At 71.6% G+C, this 18,312-nt stretch carries 20 protein-coding genes; 8 read left to right on the top strand and 12 right to left on the bottom strand.

Annotated features, from left to right (window positions below; translation table 11 throughout):
• The first annotated feature begins 65 nt into the window (after positions 1 to 65).
• The 6 genes from gcvH to ACFQBR_RS24655 all read left to right on the top strand — a co-directional run bounded on the left by gcvH (position 66) and on the right by ACFQBR_RS24655 (position 6,428).
• A complete protein-coding gene (gene gcvH / locus ACFQBR_RS24680) occupies positions 66 to 446 on the top strand; it encodes a glycine cleavage system protein GcvH (protein ID WP_344178224.1) in 381 nt (126 codons plus the stop codon).
• Positions 447 to 453: 7 nt separating this feature from the next.
• A complete protein-coding gene (locus ACFQBR_RS24675) occupies positions 454 to 1,722 on the top strand; it encodes a serine hydroxymethyltransferase (protein WP_267946250.1) in 1,269 nt (422 codons plus the stop codon).
• Positions 1,723 to 1,800: 78 nt separating this feature from the next.
• Positions 1,801 to 3,213 carry an L-serine ammonia-lyase gene (locus ACFQBR_RS24670; RefSeq protein ID WP_344178221.1) on the top strand — a complete coding sequence of 471 codons (1,413 nt, stop codon included), beginning with the start codon at positions 1,801 to 1,803 and terminating at the stop codon, positions 3,211 to 3,213.
• Positions 3,214 to 3,487: 274 nt separating this feature from the next.
• The gene (locus ACFQBR_RS24665; RefSeq protein WP_344178219.1) at positions 3,488 to 4,138 is read left to right on the top strand and encodes a hypothetical protein; all 651 of its coding nucleotides are present in this window, start codon (positions 3,488 to 3,490) and stop codon (positions 4,136 to 4,138) included.
• A gap of 11 nt (positions 4,139 to 4,149) precedes the next feature.
• On the top strand, positions 4,150 to 5,793 hold the full coding sequence (locus ACFQBR_RS24660) for an N-6 DNA methylase (RefSeq protein WP_344178217.1): 1,644 nt from the start codon (positions 4,150 to 4,152) through the stop codon (positions 5,791 to 5,793).
• Entirely contained in the window at positions 5,778 to 6,428 is a 651-nt protein-coding gene (locus tag ACFQBR_RS24655; protein ID WP_344178215.1) for a restriction endonuclease subunit S, read from the top strand. The genes ACFQBR_RS24660 and ACFQBR_RS24655 overlap by 16 nt, the downstream gene beginning before the upstream one ends.
• Positions 6,429 to 6,831: 403 nt before the next feature.
• Here the strand turns inward: ACFQBR_RS24655 and ACFQBR_RS24650 are convergent, their stop codons facing one another.
• Positions 6,832 to 8,280, bottom strand: coding sequence for a sodium:solute symporter family protein (locus ACFQBR_RS24650; RefSeq protein ID WP_378554536.1), 1,449 nt, complete (start codon positions 8,278 to 8,280; stop codon positions 6,832 to 6,834).
• 177 nt (positions 8,281 to 8,457) lie between these two features.
• The gene (locus ACFQBR_RS24645; protein WP_344178211.1) at positions 8,458 to 9,291 is read right to left on the bottom strand and encodes a MurR/RpiR family transcriptional regulator; all 834 of its coding nucleotides are present in this window, start codon (positions 9,289 to 9,291) and stop codon (positions 8,458 to 8,460) included.
• 144 nt (positions 9,292 to 9,435) lie between these two features.
• Between ACFQBR_RS24645 and ACFQBR_RS24640 the strand changes: the two genes are divergently transcribed.
• Entirely contained in the window at positions 9,436 to 10,704 is a 1,269-nt protein-coding gene (locus ACFQBR_RS24640) for a metal-dependent hydrolase family protein (protein ID WP_344178209.1), read from the top strand.
• 320 nt (positions 10,705 to 11,024) lie between these two features.
• On the opposite strand, the gene ACFQBR_RS24635 is transcribed toward ACFQBR_RS24640, so the two are convergent.
• The 8 genes from ACFQBR_RS24635 to purU form a co-directional block, all read right to left on the bottom strand.
• Complete coding sequence (locus tag ACFQBR_RS24635; RefSeq protein ID WP_344178207.1) at positions 11,025 to 11,615, bottom strand: Asp23/Gls24 family envelope stress response protein; 591 nt, start codon at positions 11,613 to 11,615, stop codon at positions 11,025 to 11,027.
• A gap of 2 nt (positions 11,616 to 11,617) precedes the next feature.
• The gene (locus ACFQBR_RS24630) at positions 11,618 to 12,223 is read right to left on the bottom strand and encodes a DUF6286 domain-containing protein (protein ID WP_267946257.1); all 606 of its coding nucleotides are present in this window, start codon (positions 12,221 to 12,223) and stop codon (positions 11,618 to 11,620) included.
• 1 nt (position 12,224) lies between these two features.
• Positions 12,225 to 12,593, bottom strand: a complete 369-nt coding sequence (locus ACFQBR_RS24625; RefSeq protein WP_344178203.1) for an Asp23/Gls24 family envelope stress response protein — start codon at positions 12,591 to 12,593, stop codon at positions 12,225 to 12,227.
• Positions 12,594 to 12,656: 63 nt separating this feature from the next.
• Positions 12,657 to 12,830, bottom strand: coding sequence for a hypothetical protein (locus ACFQBR_RS24620; protein WP_267946259.1), 174 nt, complete (start codon positions 12,828 to 12,830; stop codon positions 12,657 to 12,659).
• Between the two features lie 38 nt (positions 12,831 to 12,868).
• Entirely contained in the window at positions 12,869 to 13,189 is a 321-nt protein-coding gene (locus ACFQBR_RS24615) for a hypothetical protein (RefSeq protein ID WP_267946260.1), read from the bottom strand.
• Positions 13,189 to 13,662: an Asp23/Gls24 family envelope stress response protein gene (locus tag ACFQBR_RS24610; protein ID WP_267946261.1), complete on the bottom strand. Its 474-nt coding sequence runs from the start codon at positions 13,660 to 13,662 to the stop codon at positions 13,189 to 13,191. Before ACFQBR_RS24610 ends, ACFQBR_RS24615 begins: the two co-directional genes overlap by 1 nt.
• A gap of 48 nt (positions 13,663 to 13,710) precedes the next feature.
• Positions 13,711 to 13,899 carry a CsbD family protein gene (locus ACFQBR_RS24605; RefSeq protein ID WP_267946262.1) on the bottom strand — a complete coding sequence of 63 codons (189 nt, stop codon included), beginning with the start codon at positions 13,897 to 13,899 and terminating at the stop codon, positions 13,711 to 13,713.
• Positions 13,900 to 14,204: 305 nt separating this feature from the next.
• Positions 14,205 to 15,092 carry a formyltetrahydrofolate deformylase gene (purU, locus tag ACFQBR_RS24600; RefSeq protein WP_344178200.1) on the bottom strand — a complete coding sequence of 296 codons (888 nt, stop codon included), beginning with the start codon at positions 15,090 to 15,092 and terminating at the stop codon, positions 14,205 to 14,207.
• Positions 15,093 to 15,263: 171 nt separating this feature from the next.
• On the opposite strand from purU, the gene ACFQBR_RS24595 reads away from it, so the two are divergent.
• Entirely contained in the window at positions 15,264 to 16,502 is a 1,239-nt protein-coding gene (locus ACFQBR_RS24595; RefSeq protein ID WP_344178198.1) for an alanine racemase, read from the top strand.
• A gap of 210 nt (positions 16,503 to 16,712) precedes the next feature.
• On the opposite strand, the gene ACFQBR_RS24590 is transcribed toward ACFQBR_RS24595, so the two are convergent.
• Positions 16,713 to 17,108 (bottom strand): DUF3618 domain-containing protein, encoded by a 396-nt coding sequence (locus tag ACFQBR_RS24590; RefSeq protein WP_267946265.1) that lies wholly within the window; start codon positions 17,106 to 17,108, stop codon positions 16,713 to 16,715.
• Positions 17,068 to 18,252 carry a CDP-alcohol phosphatidyltransferase family protein gene (locus tag ACFQBR_RS24585; protein ID WP_267946266.1) on the bottom strand — a complete coding sequence of 395 codons (1,185 nt, stop codon included), beginning with the start codon at positions 18,250 to 18,252 and terminating at the stop codon, positions 17,068 to 17,070. The genes ACFQBR_RS24590 and ACFQBR_RS24585 overlap by 41 nt, the downstream gene beginning before the upstream one ends.
• Between the last annotated feature and the right edge of the window lie 60 nt (positions 18,253 to 18,312).

Genomic DNA, 18,312 nt, shown 5'->3' with positions numbered 1-18,312 from the left:
CGTAGGCCGGGCCGGGCAGCACAGGTGCACGGCAGGAAAATGGAACACCTCCAAGGAGAGTTGAAGTGAGCGTTCCCACGGAGCTGGGTTACACGGCCAAACACGAGTGGGTCGCGGTCGAGGACGGGATCGCCACCGTCGGGATCACCTCGTTCGCCGCCGAGTCCCTGGGCGACATCGTCTTCGTCGAGCTGCCCGAGGTCGGCAGCGAGGTGACCGCCGGTGAGCCGAGCGGCGAGGTGGAGTCCACCAAGTCCGTCAGCGACATCTACTCGCCGGTCAGCGGCGAGGTCGTCGAGGTCAACGCGTCCCTCGAGGACGCGCCCGAGACGATCAACACCGCCCCCTTCGAGGGCGGCTGGCTGTTCAGGGCCCGGCTCGCCGAGGAGCCCTCCGGGCTGCTCTCCGCCGAGGAGTACACGAAGCTGACCGAAGGCGAGGAGTAGGCCCCCGATGGCTACTGACAACACGCTCAACCAGACACTGGGCGAACTGGACCCCGAGGTGTCGGCCGCGGTCGACGCGGAGCTGGCCCGCCAGCGCGACACCCTGGAGATGATCGCCTCGGAGAACTTCGCCCCGCAGGCGGTGATCGAGGCACAGGGCACCGTCCTGACCAACAAGTACGCGGAGGGCTACCCCGGCCGCCGCTACTACGGCGGGTGCGAGCACGTCGACGTCGTCGAGCAGCTCGCGATCGACCGCGCCAAGGCGCTGTTCGGCGCCGAGCACGCGAACGTGCAGCCTCACTCGGGCGCGCAGGCCAACACGGCCGTGTACTTCGCGCTGCTCAAGCCGGGCGACACCATCCTGGGCCTGGACCTGGCCCACGGCGGCCACCTCACCCACGGCATGCGGATCAACTACTCCGGCAAGATCCTCAACGCGGTCGCCTACCACGTGCGCGACGAGGACGGCACCGTCGACTACGACGAGGTCCAGGCGCTCGCCAAGGAGCACCAGCCGAAGATGATCGTCGCCGGCTGGTCGGCGTACCCGCGCCAGCTGGACTTCGCCCGCTTCCGGGAGATCGCGGACTCCGTCGGCGCCCTGCTGATGGTGGACATGGCGCACTTCGCCGGCCTGGTCGCCGCCGGGCTGCACCCCAACCCGGTACCGTTCGCCGACGTGGTCACCACCACCACGCACAAGACGCTGGGCGGGCCGCGCGGCGGCATGATCCTCGCGAAGTCGGAGTACGGCAAGAAGATCAACTCCGCGGTGTTCCCCGGCATGCAGGGCGGCCCGCTGGAGCACGTGATCGCCGCCAAGGCGGTCTCGTTCAAGGTCGCCGCGGGCGAGGAGTTCGCCGAGCGCCAGCGCCGCACCGTCAGCGGTGCGCGCCTGCTCGCCGAGCGCCTCACCCGGCCGGACATGGCCGAGGCCGGCGTCAAGGTCGCCTCCGGGGGCACGGACGTGCACCTGGTCCTGGTCGACCTGGTGGACTCCCGGCTCAACGGCCAGGAGGCCGAGGACCGCCTGCACGGCATCGGGATCACGGTCAACCGCAACGCGGTGCCCAACGACCCGCGCCCGCCGATGGTCACCTCCGGTCTGCGGATCGGCACCCCGGCCCTGGCCACCCGCGGGTTCGGCGACGAGGACTTCGCCGAGGTCGCCGACGTCATCGCCGAGGCGCTCAAACCGGAGTTCGACGCCGACGCCCTGAGCGGCAGGGTCCGTGCCCTGACCGCCAAGTACCCGCTCTACCCCAACCTGTAGGGCGCCCGCCGTGCGGGGCCCCGGGCCCCGCACGGCACCCCTGCTCCCCGGGCCCTGTACTCAACGAGGAGGACAGCCATGGCCATCAGCGCGTTCGACCTGTTCAAGATCGGCATCGGGCCGTCCAGCTCGCACACGGTCGGCCCGATGAAGGCGGCCCGCACGTTCGCCACCGGGCTGCGCGAGGCGGGCACGGCCGACCGGACCGCCCGTGTCCGGGCCGAGCTGTACGGATCCCTGGCGCTCACCGGCAAGGGGCACGGCAGCGACACCGCCGTGGTGCTGGGGCTGATGGGCCACACCCCCGAGCACGTGGACGTGGACGGGGTTTCCGAGCTCGTCGAGGGGGTCCGGGACGACCGGGGCCTGTACCTGGGCGGCCCGGACGGGCCGCGGGTGGCCTTCGACCCGGCCGTGGACATCGACTTCCGCCGCCGGGAGAGCCTGCCCGACCATCCGAACGGGATGCGGTTCGCGGCCCTGGACGCCGACGGGGGCGAACTGGCCTCCAAGGTGTACTACTCGGTGGGCGGCGGCTTCGTCGTGGACGAGCGCGCCGCCGGAGCCGACCGGATCACACCCGACGCCACCGTCGTCCCGCACCCGTTCGACAGCGCCGAGGAGCTGCTGGCGATCTGCGCGGAGACGGGGAAGTCGATCAGCGCGGTGATGCTCGACAACGAGCAGGCGTTCGGACGCACCCCCGAGCAGATCCGCGAGGAGCTCCTGGTCATCTGGACCGCGATGCGCCAGTGCGTGCGCCGGGGCGTGATGACCGAGGGCAGCCTCCCCGGCGGCCTGAAGGTGCCGCGCCGGGCGCACCGCCTGTACCGGCAGCTGGGCGGGAACTGCGACGAGGCGGGCCTGCTGGCGCCGACCGGGGTGGACCCCGACCCGATGCGCGGCAGCGACTGGATCACCCTGTACGCCCTGGCCGTCAACGAGGAGAACGCGGCGGGCGGCCGTGTGGTGACCGCGCCGACCAACGGCGCCGCGGGCATCGTCCCGGCCGTGCTGCACTACTACCTGCACTTCAGTCCGGGGGCCGGCGACGAGGGCGTGGTGCGCTTCCTGCTCACGGCCGCCGCGATCGGCATCCTGTTCAAGCAGAACGCGTCGATCTCGGGCGCGGAGGTCGGCTGCCAGGGCGAGGTGGGATCGGCCTCCTCGATGGCCGCCGCCGGCCTGGCGGAGGTCCTGGGCGGCACCCCGGCCCAGGTGGAGAACGCCGCCGAGATCGCCATGGAGCACAACCTGGGGCTGACCTGCGACCCGATCGGCGGCCTCGTGCAGGTGCCGTGCATCGAGCGCAACGCCCTCGCCTCCGTGAAGGCGATCAGCGCGACCCGCATGGCGCTGCGCGGCGACGGCAGCCACTTCGTGTCGCTGGACAAGGTCATCCGCACCATGCGCGACACCGGCCGCGACATGATGGACAAGTACAAGGAGACCTCGCGCGGCGGCCTCGCCGTCAACGTCATCGAGTGCTGAGGGCTTTCCCGACGAAACTGTTAACACGCTTGCGCACTGGAATGCGCTTGCGCGACGAGAGCGCCGTGTGTACCGTTGTCATCGACAGACGGTACACGCGGTCGCATTCGCGACGAGACGGTCTTCGGGGTCTGGACAGTGCCGCCCCGGAAAAAGCCGTGCCCCGGGTGGCGTGCTGAGCAGAGGCGAACCCGGGGCTTACAGAGGCAACGATACCAAACCCCCTCGCCCCCTGTCCTCTCGTGCCCTCGGCCGAGATAGAACGAAGGTCGTCGTGAGCACCGATATCCCGGACTGGATGGTCTCCGCGTACTCCTCCGCGCGCCTCGCGCCCTACCTTCGACACAGCCAGGACGACGCCGTCCGGGCGGTCAACCTCTACCACTGGAACGTCATGGTCTCCGCGGCCTTCTACGGCCCGCTGCACACGTTCGAGCTGACATTGCGCAACTCCCTCCACGACCGCCTGAGCGACCACTTCGGGCAGGAGGACTGGTGGAACAAGGCTCCGCTGGACAACGAGGGCCGGCGCCTCGTCCGCCAGGCGTGGTCCCGCTGTGGCCGTTCGGCCACTCCGGACGACATCGTCACCGAACTGTCCCTGGGGTTTTGGACCTCGCTGCTCGCCCGCAGGTACGACCGTGACCTCTGGGTCCCCGTCCTCCACCGCGCGTTCCCCGGCTACCGAGGACCGCGTCGCGTCCTCCAGGACAAGCTCTACTCCCTGCGGCTGCTGCGCAACCGCATCATGCACCACGAGCCGATCCACCACCGCCACCTGGAAGCGGACCACGCCAAGCTCTACCTCGTGCTCTCGTACGTCAACCCCGCTGCCGCCTCCGGCGTCAAGCCCCTCGACCGCGTCCCCGAGGTGCTTCTGGTCAAGGACCGGGTGTGCCGGGGCGAACTTCCGCCGAGCTTCTGAGGAAGGACACCATGGACGAGCACGCCTCAGGGCTCGTGTCACGTGCGCAGCTCGCCAGGTACGCCGGGGTCAGCCGCGCGGCGGTGACCAACTGGGCCAAGCGCGGACCCGACTTCCCCGAACCGGCGGAACCGGGCAAGGAGCTGTTCGACCTCGGTCAGGTCACCGCCTGGCTGGCGGGGCGTACCATTCCCGCCGATGCACGCCGACCGGGCGAGGTGGCGGGTACGACCTACGCCGCACGGGTACGCGCCTCCCTGGCCGACCCGGATCCATCCCTTGTTCCCGCACGCGCGCCGGAGAGGAGGAACGCACCCGGGAAACAGGACCTGGAACGGGCCCTCTGGAGGATTCTGGACCACTTGCGCGGTCGTGCCTCCGTCGACGCCAATCTCAAGTTCCTTCTCCACCTGATCGACATCTCCGTTTCGCGAGAACAGGACTGGCGAGAACTCCTGCGCCAACCCACGTACTTCGGCACGGCCTCCTCCCTCATCTCCCTGCTTCCCGCGCGAAGGCACGGCTTGCCGGATCCGCCTGACCTACAGCACGCCCTGCCCGATGTCCTCCGAGAGGTCGAGGCGCTGGTCTGCGGCGGAGACCGGAGGGAGGAAGCCGCCGCGTTCTTCGACCATGTGCTCACCCGACTGACGGAGGTGACGGGCAAAGCCGGACAGATGTGGCAGACCCCAGCATCCGTTGTAGAGATCGCCGTTCGGATACTCGATCCACGAACGCCTCCCCGGGCTGTACACGACCCCTATTGCCGGACCGGTGAGTTCCTCATCTCCATGGAGCGGTGGCTTCGCACCAACCAGCCAACCTCCCGAGCCCGATTCAGCGGGATCCCGAGTTCGGATGAACTGTCGGACATAGCCGCAATGCGCCTGCGCGTCCACGGTGTGGAGGCCGAACTCGTGCCCGGCGCCAACCCCTACGGACTGCGGCATCGGGCCCGGGCCGACCTCGTCCTGGTCAACCCGCTGTTCAATCTGCGCTGGGCGACCGATCAGCACCTCGACGACGACCCGTATCACCTTCCCTATGGGAGGCCCCCCCTCTCGAACGCGAACTTCGTGTGGCTGCAATCCGTCGCGACCACGCTCCGGCCGGGGGGGCGGGCCGCCGTCGTCATGCCGCCGAGCGCTGCTTCCTCCTCCCATCCCGGGGAACAGGCCATCCGCGCGGCCATGGTGGAGGACGGTGTGGTGGAGGCCGTGGTGTCACTTCCGGACCGGCTCTTCCAGAACACGGGCGTCCCCGTCGACATCTGGCTTCTGCAAAGGCCGGCCGGCACCCCTCCCGAGGTCCTGTTCGTCGACGCGCGGAAGCTGGGAACGGTGTCCCGCACCGAACGCAGCCTTGCCCCCGGAGAAATCGACGACATCGTTTCGACCGTAACGGCCTGGCGCGGAGGCGCCCCCGCTTCGGGTATGGGCTGCGCCGTCGGCCTGGACAAGATCCGTGAGCGGAACCACTCCCTCCTCCCCGCCTCCTATGTCCCACCTCCTGTCCAGGTCCTCGATGTGGACGAGGAGAGGGAGAGGTTCGAGGCCCTCAACCGCCGACTGCGCCTGCTGGAGAAAAGACTGGCGGCCACCGACGCCCCTGTCAGCCGCTTGATCGAGGAGACACGGCGATGGACACGGCCTTGAACGAAGCGAATACCGACGACCAGGTGGAACGCCCCCTGGGAGAAGTCTGTGAGGTTCAGGCCGGGACTTCGGGGAGGGGCACTTCTTCCCAGGGCTTCTCCGACCGGGGGACACCCCTGGTCCGCCCGCTCAACATCGTCGAATCACGCATCTCGGAGCACGGCCTGGTTCACGTGTCCGAGGAGAACGCCGCTCATCTGGGCCATAGGTACCGCCTGCTGGCGAACGACATCGTGACGGCGCGCACCGGTACCCTCGGCAGATTCGCGCTGGTCGAGCAGGAGCAGCAGGGGTGGCTGATGAGCGGCCAACTCCTGCGGCTGCGCCCTTCGGCAGCAGTCGACCCGCACTATCTCGTGCATTACCTGGCTCTGCCCCGGACCCGGGCCTGGATCGACGCGCACACCTCCGGCAGCACCGTTCCCTCGATCACCCGGAAGACGGTGGAGTCGCTTCCAGTGCGCCTTCCGCCTCTGAACGTCCAGCGGAGTATCGGGGAGAGACTGGAGCTTCTGGATGCGCGGGTCCGGCTGCAGTCCGAGATCCTGGAGACCACACGAGAGCTTCGCTCCTCCCTGGCAGAACTGCTTTTCGCCGGGCGCTCCCTCCCCCCGAACGATTCCACCGGAACCTGAGGAGGGGGCCAGCCCGGTGAGGTACCGAGAACCAGAAGCCGAACCCATAGCGGGCCCGGGGCATCGGGCGGTTCAGACAGCCTCTGAACGATCGGAGGAGGCGGGGCGGACCTCCCCACGGAGGCCGACGACAACGGCTGGGGACGAGGGAGGGCGTCACCCCCCGGGGTCCGGGGCCGCTTCGGGGAACCGCTGTCGACCGTCGCACCTGACGAGGTCGTCCGCACCATGCGCGACACCGGCGGCGACATGATGGACGAGTACAGAGAGACCTCGCGCGGCGGCCTCGCCGTCAACGTCATCGAGTGCTGAGGCTTCGGCCGCCCGCGCCGCGAGCGCTCCCGGCGTCCCCGGCTGTCGGGGACGCCGGCCGGGCCGCGTGTGAGCGCGGCCCGGGGGCGGGTCACTTCGAGGCGTCGGCCTCGGCGCCGGCGTCGGCTTCGGGCGCCGCGACGGCGGCGGCCACCCTCTCCGGGTCCGGCGCCTTCGTGAGGAGGCTGACGGCGACCAGGGCGACCAGGGCCGCGGGCAGTGCCGCGATGACCCCGTTCAGGCCGGCCGGGGTCCCGGCCAGCTGCCAGCCGATGGTGGTGGCCGCGCCGACGACCAGGGCGGCGACGGCTCCGGCGGTGGTCGCGCGCTTCCAGAACAGCACCGACAGGACCACCGGGGTGATCGCCGCGCCGTAGACGGTGTACGAGTACATCTGGAGCTCGAGCACGGTCGGGAAGTACAGGCTCAGGGCCAGGCCCGCGAGCGCGATGCCCAGGACCGACAGCCGCTGGACCACGAGCTTGCTGCGCTCGCTCACCCGGTCCCCCACGAAGCGCGCGTACAGGTCGTAGGCGACGTTGGAGGCTCCGGACAGCATGTACGACGAGCCCGTCGTGATGACGAAGGCGACCGCGCCGGCCAGGATCAGGCCGCCCAGGACGGCGGGCAGGTAGCCCTCGGACGCCAGGCTCAGGACCGCCATGTCCCCGTTGATGCCGGGCATGAGGACGGCGGCGGCCGTGGCGAGCAGGACGACGGGGATGAAGACGAAGAAGCTGCCCACCAGCATGCCCATGGTGGACGACCTGGCCTCGCGCTCGTCCTTGGCGGCGGCGAGGCGCTGGTACATGTTCTGGTCGGCGAGGAGCAGCAGGAACAGCGGGAGGAAGTAGCCGAGGAGCTGGAGCGCGTTCAGTCCGCCGCTGAAGGTCCGCGCCTGCTCCGGCAGCCCGTCCCAGTAGGCGCCCGGACCGCCGACCGCGGCGAACACCAGGGGCAGCGCCATGCACAGGCCGAGAACGATGAGGATGGCGGACACGAAGTCGGTGTAGGCGACGGAGAACAGGCCGCCGCTGATCGTCAGCAGGGTCACGACGACGGCGATGAGCACGGTCCCCTGGGTGGCGGACAGCGGGGTGACCAGGCTGACGACGTACCCGCCGCCGACGAACTGCGAGGCGGTCAGGCCCAGGAAGGCGATGGTGGTGACCACCGCCGCGACGGTGCGGACCCCGATGCCGAAGCGCACCTCCAGCAGTTCGGGGATGGTGTGCCTGGACGCCCTCCGGATGCGGCGGGCCGCCAGGAGCAGGACGAGGATGCCCAGCGGGGTGCCCGCGAAGAAGACGAGCCCGGCCGTCGGCCCGTAGGTGTAGGCGAAGTTGGCGCCGCCGATGATGGTTCCGGACCCGACCCAGGTGACCAGCATGGTGGCGATCATGACCGGTCGGGGGAGGCTGCGTCCGGCGAAGAGGAAGTCGTCACCGCCGCGCAGCTTGCCGGAGCGCAGGAAGTAGAGGGCGATCCCCAGCATGGCCAGGATGTACACGGCGAGGATCACGAGATGGGTCGTCTGCATTGGCCACCTGCGAGGTTCGGTTCAGGGGATGGGCACGGGGGGAGACCACCGGCGGTGATCCGTCCGCCATGAAAGCAGTCGCGCCAGTGAAGTGCAACACTTATTGCAAAGAACGTGATCCTGATCACGTCACGTGCGCGTCACTCCGTCGCCGCAGGTCATCCACCCGGCCGTCGCTCAGAAGAGCTCCGACTCCTCCCACAGGCGCTCCGTGTCGCGCACGGCACGCAGCACCCCGTCCCCACCGATCCGCGCCAGTTCGGCCAGCACCGCGTGGATCACCGACATCGCCGGGACCAGCGAGGGGAACATGCCCACCCCCTCGCTCGGGACGAGCAGCAGGTGCGCGGCGCCCTCCGCCAGCGGGGAGTCCCTGCGGTCGGTGATGACCGCGACCGGCACCGACCGCTGCCCGGCGACCCTCACCGCGGCGCGCAGCGCGGTGGGCAGCCGCCACAGGTCGCACGCCAGCAGCAGGTCCTCCGGTCCCATCCGCCCCAGGGCGTTGACCAGCGCCGTTCCCCCGACGTCGAACCGCTCCACGTCGTAGCCCATGATCCCGGCGGCGTGCGCCAGTTGCAGGCCGGGCGCCGCGAAGGTGCCCGAACCCACCACCCTGGTCCTGCGCGCGGCGTGGATGGAGGCGGCGAGCGCGCGCACCCTGCCGGGTTCGAGCGTGAGCTCCAGGGTCCGCAGCCCCTCGCGGTCGGCGCGGACCGCCGCCCGGACCGGGTCGGCGTCGGACCCGGCGTGCTCGGCCAGCACCTCCCCCGCGCTGAGGGAGGCCAGGTAGCGCGAGCGCAGTTCGACGCGGAGCGCCGGCCAGCCGCTGAACCCGAGGGCCTGCGCGGCGCGGACCACCGTGGCGACGTTGACCCCGGCGCGCTCGGCCAGTTCCGCGGTGCTCGCGTAGGACGCGAACCTCGGCTGGTCCCGCAGCACCCTGACCACGCGCTCGGCCGCGCGGCCCAGGCGCCCGTCGCCGAGCGCGGCCTCGATCCAGTCCGCCATCACCCCTCCGTCCCGGCGCGGCCGGAACACCCCGGGCCGCGCGTCCACCAAGCGATACCACCCCCTGGCCGTCCGCGCGCCTTTGATGCAACATATATTGCAGATGCGTGGCCCACACGCCGAGCCGTTCCATCGGAGGTACACATGACCCGCCAGTCCCAGCCGCCGCTCCTCTTCACCGGGGCGGGCCTCCTCGACCCGGAGGCGGGCACCAGGACGCCGGACTCCTGGCTGCTCGTGGAGGACGGGCTCATCGCGGGCAGCGGCCGCGGCCCCGCCCCCGAGAAGGACGGGGCCGTCGAGGTCGTCGACCTGGGCGGAGCCACCCTCATGCCGGGTCTCATCGACGGCCACATCCACGCGACCGCCTTCAGCGCCGACCTCGGCGCGGCCATGGACCACTCGCCCTCCTACATCGCCAGCTACGCCGCCACGTCCCTCAACGCCATGCTCAAGCGCGGCTTCACCACCGTCCGCGACGTCGCCGGGGGCGACTGGGGCCTGGCCCTCGCGGTCGAGGAGGGGCTGGTCGACGGCCCCCGGCTGATGTTCGGCGGCAAGGCCCTCTCCCAGACGGGCGGGCACGGCGACTTCCGGGGCCCCGGCCGCCAGGGCAACGACACCCACGCCTGCTGCCCCGGCGCCGGCGTGGTCTGCGACGGCCCCGACGAGTTCCGCCGGGCCGCGCGCGAACAGCTCCGCACCGGCGCGCACCACCTCAAGATCATGCTGTCGGGCGGGGTCGCCTCCCCGACCGACCGCATCGACTCCACGCAGTCCTCCGAGGACGAGATCCGCGCCGTGGTGGAGGAGGCCGAGGCCGCCAACCGCTACGTCACCGGCCACGCCTACACCGCCCGCGCCGTCAACCGGGGCCTGCGCCTGGGCGTGCGCTGCATCGAGCACGGCAACCTCATCGATCAGAGCAGCGTCGAGCTGTTCCTGGAGCACGACGCCTTCCTGGTGCCCACGCTCGTGACCTACGAGGAACTGTCCCTCCAGGGCGCCGCCTACGGCCTGCCCGCCGCGAGCCAGGAGAAGGTCGACACCGTCCTCACCCGCGGCATGGACGCGCTGCGCATGGCGCACGAGGCCGGGGTGAACCTGGTCTTCGGCAGCGACCTGCTCGGCGGTATGCAGGACCGCCAGAGCCGGGAGTTCGCCATCCGCGGCCGGGTCCAGCCCGCCGCCGACGTCCTGCGCTCGGCCACCGTCAACGCCGCCCGGCTCCTCGGCCTGGAGGGCGTCGTCGGCACCCTGCGCGACGGCGCCCGTGCAGACCTGCTGGTCGTGGACGGCGACCCCCTCGCCGACGTCGGGGTGCTCGCGGATCCCGAGCGCAACGTGCGCACCGTCCTTCGCGACGGCCGCGTGCGGCACGAGCGCGGCGACGCGGACGCCGCCCTGGCGTAGGCCGTGTTCCGCGGGTCGTCCCGGGCCCGCGGCGATCGGCGCGAGCGCCGGGCCCACCGAAAGCACCCACGGACCACGCCCAGGTGTGCTGGCCACTGAGGTCGGGAACCGCCCACCCCGCCCGGCCCAAGCGAAGAGGGCCTCCGGTATCGGTGTGGATCGTCTGGATCTGCACCGACTCACCGGAGGACCCTTCGTGGTTCACACCACCCATGCCAACGCACCCCTGGCCCCGTGGGCGCCTCGCGCCGGCCCGCTGCGTGGTCGAGGACGGATGGTCGCCGCGCCGAGCCGGGGAGGGCCCGTGCGGGCCCTCCCCCTCAGGCAAGGCCCCGCCTGGGGTTCTTGGCCGGAGCGGTCATCGACATCCGCACGACGGCGGGCACCCTCTCCAGGTCGAGAGAGCTGCGCAGGTTCGCCAGGGCGTCCGAGCGCACCCGCTGCCACACCCCCCGTACGTCGGCGTCGTCGTCCAGGGTGAGCGCCAGCCGCAGGTGCGGCGCGTCGGAGGACTCCGTCAGCCTCGCACGTGCGCGGCGCACACCCGGGTAGTCCGCGACCTCCTGCTCCAGCGCTCCGCGGGCCACGCTCTCGGACATCTCCACCCGGCCGTCGTCGCCCTTGTCCAGGACCAGGCGCCCCACGGTGTCGTTGAGCCCCTGGATCATCAGCCAGCGCAACGCCAGGAACCCCGCGACGAACGCCACCGCGACCGCCGCGTACGGCACCCACGGCCGTCCGAGGAAGTCGGCCGCCGACGCGCTGAGCAGGGGGCGCTCCGCGAGGGACGCGCCGAACAGCCCGCGCCCCGCGGCGAGCGCCGCCAGCCCCGCGGCGAGCGGGACCGCGCCCACGACCGCGAGGCCCCAACGGTTCCCCCGGGCCGACCTGCGGGCCCTGTCTCGCACCACGGTCACACCTCCGCGTACCTGACATGGGTGGCGATCCGCATGCTGCGCAGCGGCGCCAGCTCCTCCAACCGCCGCTCCACGGCCGCGGTCACCTCCGCGGGCAGCCCCGCGGCCTCCCGCATACCGGTGCGCACGTGCACCCGTAGCCTGTTGCCCCGGACGGCGACGTTCACGGCGTCGACACCGCTGACCTCGTGCGCCGCCGCGGCCACCGCACGGCGCAGCGCGGGCCTGGTGAGCCCCACCACCAGTGCGGGGTCGTCGGTGCGCAGCGCGGTCCAGTGCCCGTGCCCGGGCGTGAGGGCTGCCACGATCAGCGCCAGGCCGATCAGCGCCAGGACGGCCGACGCGATCTGCACCGAGGGGGCGGACCAGGTGGTGGCCCCGGCATATCCGGTGGCCGCGCCCACCGGGATGAGCCGCAGCGGGCTCCCGGCGAGCGCGGAGATCACCTCGGCGGCGGCGACGACGGCCACGACGAGGATCACGAGCCCCGTGATCACCGCGGGCCACGACCTCCTCGGCCGGAAGGTATGGACCGCCACCCGCTTCGCCCGACGGTCGACGCCCTGGTCCGGGCGGCCGAGCACCTCTTCCACGGTGGTCATGTCAGCGCACCAGCTCCGCGATCTCGATGTCGATGTGGTGGACTTGCTTGCCGGTGGTCCGCTCGACCCGTTCCTTGACGTGTCCGCGGACACGGGCGGCGACCTCCCGTGCCGAGCGCGGGTAGCGCACGGTGATCCGCAGCCGCAGGAGGACCACGTCACCGCTCACCTTCGCCCGTGCGGCCCTCGACCTGGTCGCGCGGGCCCCCTCGACCTCGCGGACGGCCCGGGCCGCGACCTTCTCGACCACTCCGGGCTCGATGACGGTGCGGCCCGCGGGGCCGTGTCCGCGCTCGTGCCGCCCGTGGTCCGGCCCGCCGGGCGGGTGCTCCCTCTGCCTGGGGACCGTATCGGTCCGCACTCCGGCCACGACCGCTCCTTCCCTCCGGGGCGTGTGTGTCGGCGGCGCCCTCGCCCGTCCGAGGGGCCCGCCTCAGGCCGATCGCCGCGAGAACATCTCACCGAGGTCGATCTCGCCCTCCATCGCCCGGCCCGCGACGAACCCGACGAGGCCCAGAACCAGGACCAGCGCGAAGGCCGCGAACCCGCCGAAGGCGGCGGCGAGCCCCAGTACCGTCCCGTAGGACAGGCCGACGATGGGCCACATGGCTTCCCCCTCTTGTCCAGCACCTGTTGCTTCCACGTTCAGAGCCCCGTCCGGCTGCCGTCGCCGAGACCGGCGACCACGTCCTCCACCGAGATGTGGACGGTGCGGCCGCCGGCCAGCGGGGCCAGGCCCCGGCGCAGCTCGGCTGCGATCTCCGGCAGCGGTCTCCCGAAGCGGACCACGACGCCCACCTCGACCCCGTCCGAGCGCACCGCGACGCCGTGCACGCGTCCGCCGGGCACGGGGGTGGCCAGCGTTCCGAACCCTCCGGACGACAGCTCCACCACGTCCGGGAAGCGGACGGCCTCCTCGGCCACGCGCCGGGCCACCTCGCCCGGGTCCCCACCGCCGGCCGCCACTACCGGACCCGGGGCCCGGAGTCGTCGGAGTCGTCGTCCTGGTCCTCGTCGGGCAGGTGGATGTCGTCCACCCTGATGTTGATCTCGGTGACCTCCAGGCCGGTCATGCGCTCCACCGCCGTGGCGACGTTGCGCCGCACGGAGGCCGCGAGGTCCTGGATGGCGGCCCCGTACTCGACGACCAGGTCGATGTCCACGGCGGCCTGGCGCTCGCCCACCTCGACCGAGACCCCGCGCGAGACGGAGCCGCGGTCGGCGCCGCCGCCGGTCACGGCGTCCCTCACGGCGCCGACGGCGCGCGCCGTCCCGCCGCCCATCGCGTGGACGCCGCCGATCTCACGCGCGGCCATCCCGGCGATCTTCGCGACCACCCCGTCCGCGATCTGGGTGCGTCCTCCCCCGTCGCCGGAGGCGTCCCCCCTGCCCGCCTCGCGGGCGCCCGGCACCTTCGCTTCGGTCCTGATGTCCGACACTGGTCCCCCCCTGCGCAGTGTGCAGAAACCCCGTGGTCACAGCGGTCGTCAGCGCTTGAAGACGTTCTTGGCCTTCTCGCTCGCGTCCTTGGCCTTGTCCTTGGCCCGGTCGGCCTTGTCCTTGGCATCGGCCTTGGCCTGGTCCGCCTTGCCCTCGGCCTCCTTGCCGCGGTCCCCCGCGGCCTTGCCGTAGGCCTCCTTGGCCTTGCCGGCGGCGTCGTCGAAGTGCTTGCCCATGTTTTCTGCCCCCTCCTCCGAGCGCATTGCTCTCGGAGATTTCGGACCGAAACCCGGTATCTGCGCCAAGGGATGGCCAGATGAGTTCCGAACTAAACACACCATATACACACTGTACGTAGCGGCCAAGATACTTTGAGTAACGAATCGCTGGTCAGAAGAGGAGAGAGTCTTTCCCATCCCGCCTCCACGGGCACGACACACCCCTGCGTCGCGGGAAAACGAAAAGGGCGCCCCGGAAGGCGCCCCTGAGTCCGAAAAGCGGTCCCGCCCGGCGATCCGCCGGGGAGGCCGTGTCCCCGGCGTCAGCCGAAGACGACCGTCTTCCCCCCGTTGAGGAGGACCCGGCGCTGCGCGTGCCAGTTGACCGCGCGTGCCAGCGCCACCGACTCCAGGTCCCGGCCGATCGCGGTGAGCTGCTCCGGACTGTGCGTGTGGTCCACCCGGGACACCTCCTGCTCGATGATGGGCCCCTCGTCCAGGTCGGCGGTGACGTAGTGGGCCGTCGCACCGATCAGCTTGACCCCGCGCGTGTGGGCCTGGTGGTAGGGGCGCGCACCCTTGAAACTCGGCAGGAAGGAGTGGTGGATGTTGATGATCCGACCGGACATCTTGGTGCACAGCTGCTCGGAGAGCACCTGCATGTAGCGGGCCAGGACGACCAGGTCCACGTCGTAGGAGTCCACCAGCTCCAGGAGCCGCGTCTCCTGCTCCGGCTTGTTCCCCGCGGTGACCGGCAGGTGGTGGAAGTCCACGCCGTAGGAGTCCGCGAGGAACCCCAGGTCCGGGTGGTTGGACACCACGGCGGCGATGTCGGCGTCCAGGAGCCCGCTGCGCTGGCGGTAGAGGAGGTCGTTGAGGCAGTGGCCGAACTTGGACACCATGACGATCATGCGCGGGCGCACGTCGCGGGGGTTGAGCGTCCACTCGACGAACGCCTCGCCCGCATCGGACCCGAAGTCCCCCGCCAGCGCAGCGAACGCCCCGCGCAGCACGTCCTCGCCGACCGGCCCGTCGCCGCCCCGCTCCGCCACGAACTGCATCCGCAGGAAGAAGCGGCCCGTGTAGTGGTCGCCGTACTGCTGACTCTCGGTGATGTTGCAACCGTGGTCGGACAGCAGGTTGGCCACTGCCGCGACGATGCCCCTGCTGTCGGGACACGAAAGGGTCAGGACGTACTCGCGCTCACTCATGGGAAAGAACCATTCCTGGGGTCGGACCGGCTGATCAGCCGTGACGCCCCAGGATATCGACCCGGGCCGCCCGGCGGAGCGGTTCCGGGGCGTCGTCCCGGCCACAGGGTTCACCGAACCGTTCACTACCGGGAATATGAAACACATTCATGTTCTGGCATCCTCGGACGCATGACAAGCCTGCGTGAGAAGTACGAGGCCGCGACGCGCGAACTCCAAGCCCCCTTCGCCATGGTCGACCTGGCCGCCTTCCGCGCCAACGCGGCCGACCTCACCCGCCGGGCCCACGGCAAGCCCGTCCGCATCGCCAGCAAGTCCGTGCGCAGCCGTGCCCTGCTCCGCACCGCCCTCTCCCTCCCCGGCTACGCGGGGATCATGGCCTTCACCCTCCCCGAGGCGCTCTGGCTGGCCGAGGGCGACTCCGAGGGCCCCTTGGACGACGACATCCTCGTGGCCTACCCCACCGTCGACCGGGAGGCCCTCACCCGGCTCGCGGGGGACCCCGACGCCGCCCGGACCGTCACCGTCATGGTCGACGACACCGCCCACCTGGACCTGATCAGCGCCGCCGTGGCCGACGCGGCCGCCTCCGGCGCGCGCGGAGCCGGGGCCCCGCCCGTCCGCGTCTGCCTGGACATCGACACCAGCTGGCAGCCCCTCGGCTCCCGCGCCCGCATCGGCTCCTTCCGCTCCCCCGTGCGCACCCCCGCACAGGCGGCGGCGCTCGCCCGCGCCGTCGTCGAGCGGCCCGGGCTGGAGCTGGCCGGGATCATGGCCTACGAGGGGCAGATCGCCGGGGTGGGCGACGCCCCTCCCGGGCGCCCCCTGTACGCGCGCGTCCTGCGCGCCGTCCAGCGAAGATCGGCGGTCGAACTCGCCCGGCGCCGAGCCGCCGTCGTGCGGGCCGTGGGCGCCGTCGCCGACCTGCGCTTCGTCAACGGCGGCGGCACCGGCAGCCTCCACACCACCGGCCGGGAGAAGGCCGTCACCGAGCTCACGGCGGGGTCCGGCCTCTTCCACCCGCACCTGTTCGACCACTACCGGGCCTTCCGCGGCCGCCCCGCCGCCCTCTTCGCGCTCCCCGTCGTGCGCCGCCCCGCCCCGGGCGTGGTGACCGCCCTCGGGGGCGGCTACCCCGCCTCCGGGCCCGTCGACCCCCACCGGGCGCCCACCCCCCACCTCCCCGAAGGACTGTCCTACACGGCCAACGAGGGCGCGGGAGAGGTGCAGACCCCCCTCGTCGGCGCCGCGGCCGACGGCCTCGCCGTCGGCGACCGCGTGTGGATGCGCCACGCCAAGGCGGGCGAGCTCTGCGAGCGCTTCGACACCCTGCACCTGGTCGACTCCGACACCGGCGAGTACGTCGGCGCCGTCCCCACCTACCGGGGCGAGGGCCGGACCTTCCTCTGAGCCGGGCGGCGGCCCGGGCTCCGGGCCGCGCCACCGGCGCCCGCGGAGCGGCCCGGAGCCGGCGGGGTCCGCCGTCCCCGCGCGCCCGCCACGGGGGCTGCCCCCGGTCCGCCGGGCCGGAGCCGCCTGATCGGAGCCGCCTGAACACGGGACCGCCCGTACGACGAGGGGCCCGTGCGCCGAGCGCACGGGCCCCTCCCACCGGTTCCGCTACCCGCGGCGGCGGACCGCCCAGGCCACCACGCCCACGGCGATCACCGCGCCCACGCCGACCGCGAGGATCAGCGCCTCCGGGGGCAGCCGGCGGCGCGACTGGTAGGTGGTCACGACCTCGTCATCGCCCTTGATGACGATGCTGCCCTCCTCGGGGGCCACGAGGTGGCTCTCCACACGCACAGCGCCTCCGCCGACCACGAGGGCGCGTGCCTCGTCGACGATCCGTGCGCCGCGTTCGCGGGCCCTCCCGATCTGTCTACGGGCGATGTTGGCAGGCCGGGCCTGCTCACTCAGCTCGTCCAGGGTCTCCGCCAGCCGCCGCTGTTCGCGGGTGATCTCGGCCTGGATCTCAGCCGGGGTCTGGCGCGGTTCGGTGTCGCGTCCCGTCATGGGGCTCCGCCTCTCTCCACTGGCGCAGGGTCGTCTGAGAGCCCGAGTCCGAGTCCGAGCCGGAGTCCCGGCTCTCCTCCGCGCCGTCGGACGGACCGGAGAATCTCAGCGCGCCGTCGATTCCGTCGACCACGCGGAAGAAGTCCCGCGTGGACAACCACAGTTTATAGATGATGGCTATCTCGAAGGCGAGAAGCAAAACGCCCGCGGCGGCGGTGATCCAGCCGATCAGCGACGTGGCGCCGAGGACCGCGACGGCCAGGGGAGCCACCACGAACACCGCCAGCTGGAACTCGATACCGCCCACCAGGTGCGTCCTGATGCGCCTGGCGTTGAGCGCCGACCAGAAGCGCTGGTACCAGGGGAAGCGGGAGCGGAACTCCTGGTGGAGGTCCACCTTGGGCAGCGTCAGGTCCGGCTGCTTGCCCGCCGTGCGGTGGTTGCGCGCCTCCCGCTCGTTCTGGCTGTGCAGTATCTGCTCCAGCACGCCGATGCCGTGGCGGAGCACCGCCTGCTCTCCGCCGTCGCTCATCGTGCGTCCGCCGCCGCCGGTGGCCGAGGCCGTGTCGTCGTCCTCGGGCTCCAGCATCGACAGGGTCGCACGGGCCCTCTCCAGTGCGGCCGCCAGGTGCGAGCGCATCTCCCTGCGCACCTTGTAGACCTGCAGGGCGTTGAGGTACCGGAGCATGTCCAGGAAGACGACGGCCAGGGCCAGCCACACGAACCACACCGGGTTGGAGTCGGGGGCGACCTCCTCGGACACGACGTACTGCCCGCCCATGAGGGCGACCGCGCACACCAGCACCCGGAACCGGTCGGACACGTAGTCCATCCACGACCCGAACAGGGACTCCGAACCGGTGAGCCGCGCCAGCTTGCCGTCCACGCAGTCCACGAGGAAGCACAGGATGTACAGGACCGCGCCCAAGGCCAGGAACTGCCGGTAGCCCAGGGCGAAGCAGACCGCCGCGCCGAGCCCCAGGAAGAGCGCGACCACCGTGAGCTGGTTGGGCGTGATCGAGGTCCGGTTGGCGACCAGGCGGACGAGCCGGACCGCGACCGGGTCCACGAGGGAGACCGTCAGCCAGGAGTCGCGCTCCTTGAGCGTGCGCTCCCTGACCTCGTCGAGTGTGAATCCAGGCATCGTCGCCAATACTCCCCAACACGAAGCGGATGTGTTCCGGCCCGGAGGCCGTGCCGACCA

The organism is Nocardiopsis tropica (assembly GCF_042660575.1).
Taxonomy (GTDB): Bacteria; Actinomycetota; Actinomycetes; order Streptosporangiales; family Streptosporangiaceae; genus Nocardiopsis; species Nocardiopsis tropica.
The sequence above is the reverse complement of the archived record's forward strand: the minus strand, read 5'-3'. Positions and strand labels throughout refer to the sequence as shown.

Coding starts and splice junctions, on each gene's coding strand:
- ACFQBR_RS24675 (WP_267946250.1), top strand. CDS start 454: ATGGCTACTGACAACACGCTCAACCAGACACTGGGCGAACTGGACCCC.
- ACFQBR_RS24670 (WP_344178221.1), top strand. CDS start 1,801: ATGGCCATCAGCGCGTTCGACCTGTTCAAGATCGGCATCGGGCCGTCC.
- ACFQBR_RS24660 (WP_344178217.1), top strand. CDS start 4,150: ATGGACGAGCACGCCTCAGGGCTCGTGTCACGTGCGCAGCTCGCCAGG.
- ACFQBR_RS24655 (WP_344178215.1), top strand. CDS start 5,778: ATGGACACGGCCTTGAACGAAGCGAATACCGACGACCAGGTGGAACGC.
- ACFQBR_RS24650 (WP_378554536.1), bottom strand. CDS start 8,280: ATGCAGACGACCCATCTCGTGATCCTCGCCGTGTACATCCTGGCCATG.
- ACFQBR_RS24645 (WP_344178211.1), bottom strand. CDS start 9,291: ATGGCGGACTGGATCGAGGCCGCGCTCGGCGACGGGCGCCTGGGCCGC.
- ACFQBR_RS24640 (WP_344178209.1), top strand. CDS start 9,436: ATGACCCGCCAGTCCCAGCCGCCGCTCCTCTTCACCGGGGCGGGCCTC.
- ACFQBR_RS24630 (WP_267946257.1), bottom strand. CDS start 12,223: ATGACCACCGTGGAAGAGGTGCTCGGCCGCCCGGACCAGGGCGTCGAC.
- ACFQBR_RS24620 (WP_267946259.1), bottom strand. CDS start 12,830: ATGTGGCCCATCGTCGGCCTGTCCTACGGGACGGTACTGGGGCTCGCC.
- ACFQBR_RS24605 (WP_267946262.1), bottom strand. CDS start 13,899: ATGGGCAAGCACTTCGACGACGCCGCCGGCAAGGCCAAGGAGGCCTAC.
- purU (WP_344178200.1), bottom strand. CDS start 15,092: ATGAGTGAGCGCGAGTACGTCCTGACCCTTTCGTGTCCCGACAGCAGG.
- ACFQBR_RS24595 (WP_344178198.1), top strand. CDS start 15,264: ATGACAAGCCTGCGTGAGAAGTACGAGGCCGCGACGCGCGAACTCCAA.
- ACFQBR_RS24590 (WP_267946265.1), bottom strand. CDS start 17,108: ATGACGGGACGCGACACCGAACCGCGCCAGACCCCGGCTGAGATCCAG.
- ACFQBR_RS24585 (WP_267946266.1), bottom strand. CDS start 18,252: ATGCCTGGATTCACACTCGACGAGGTCAGGGAGCGCACGCTCAAGGAG.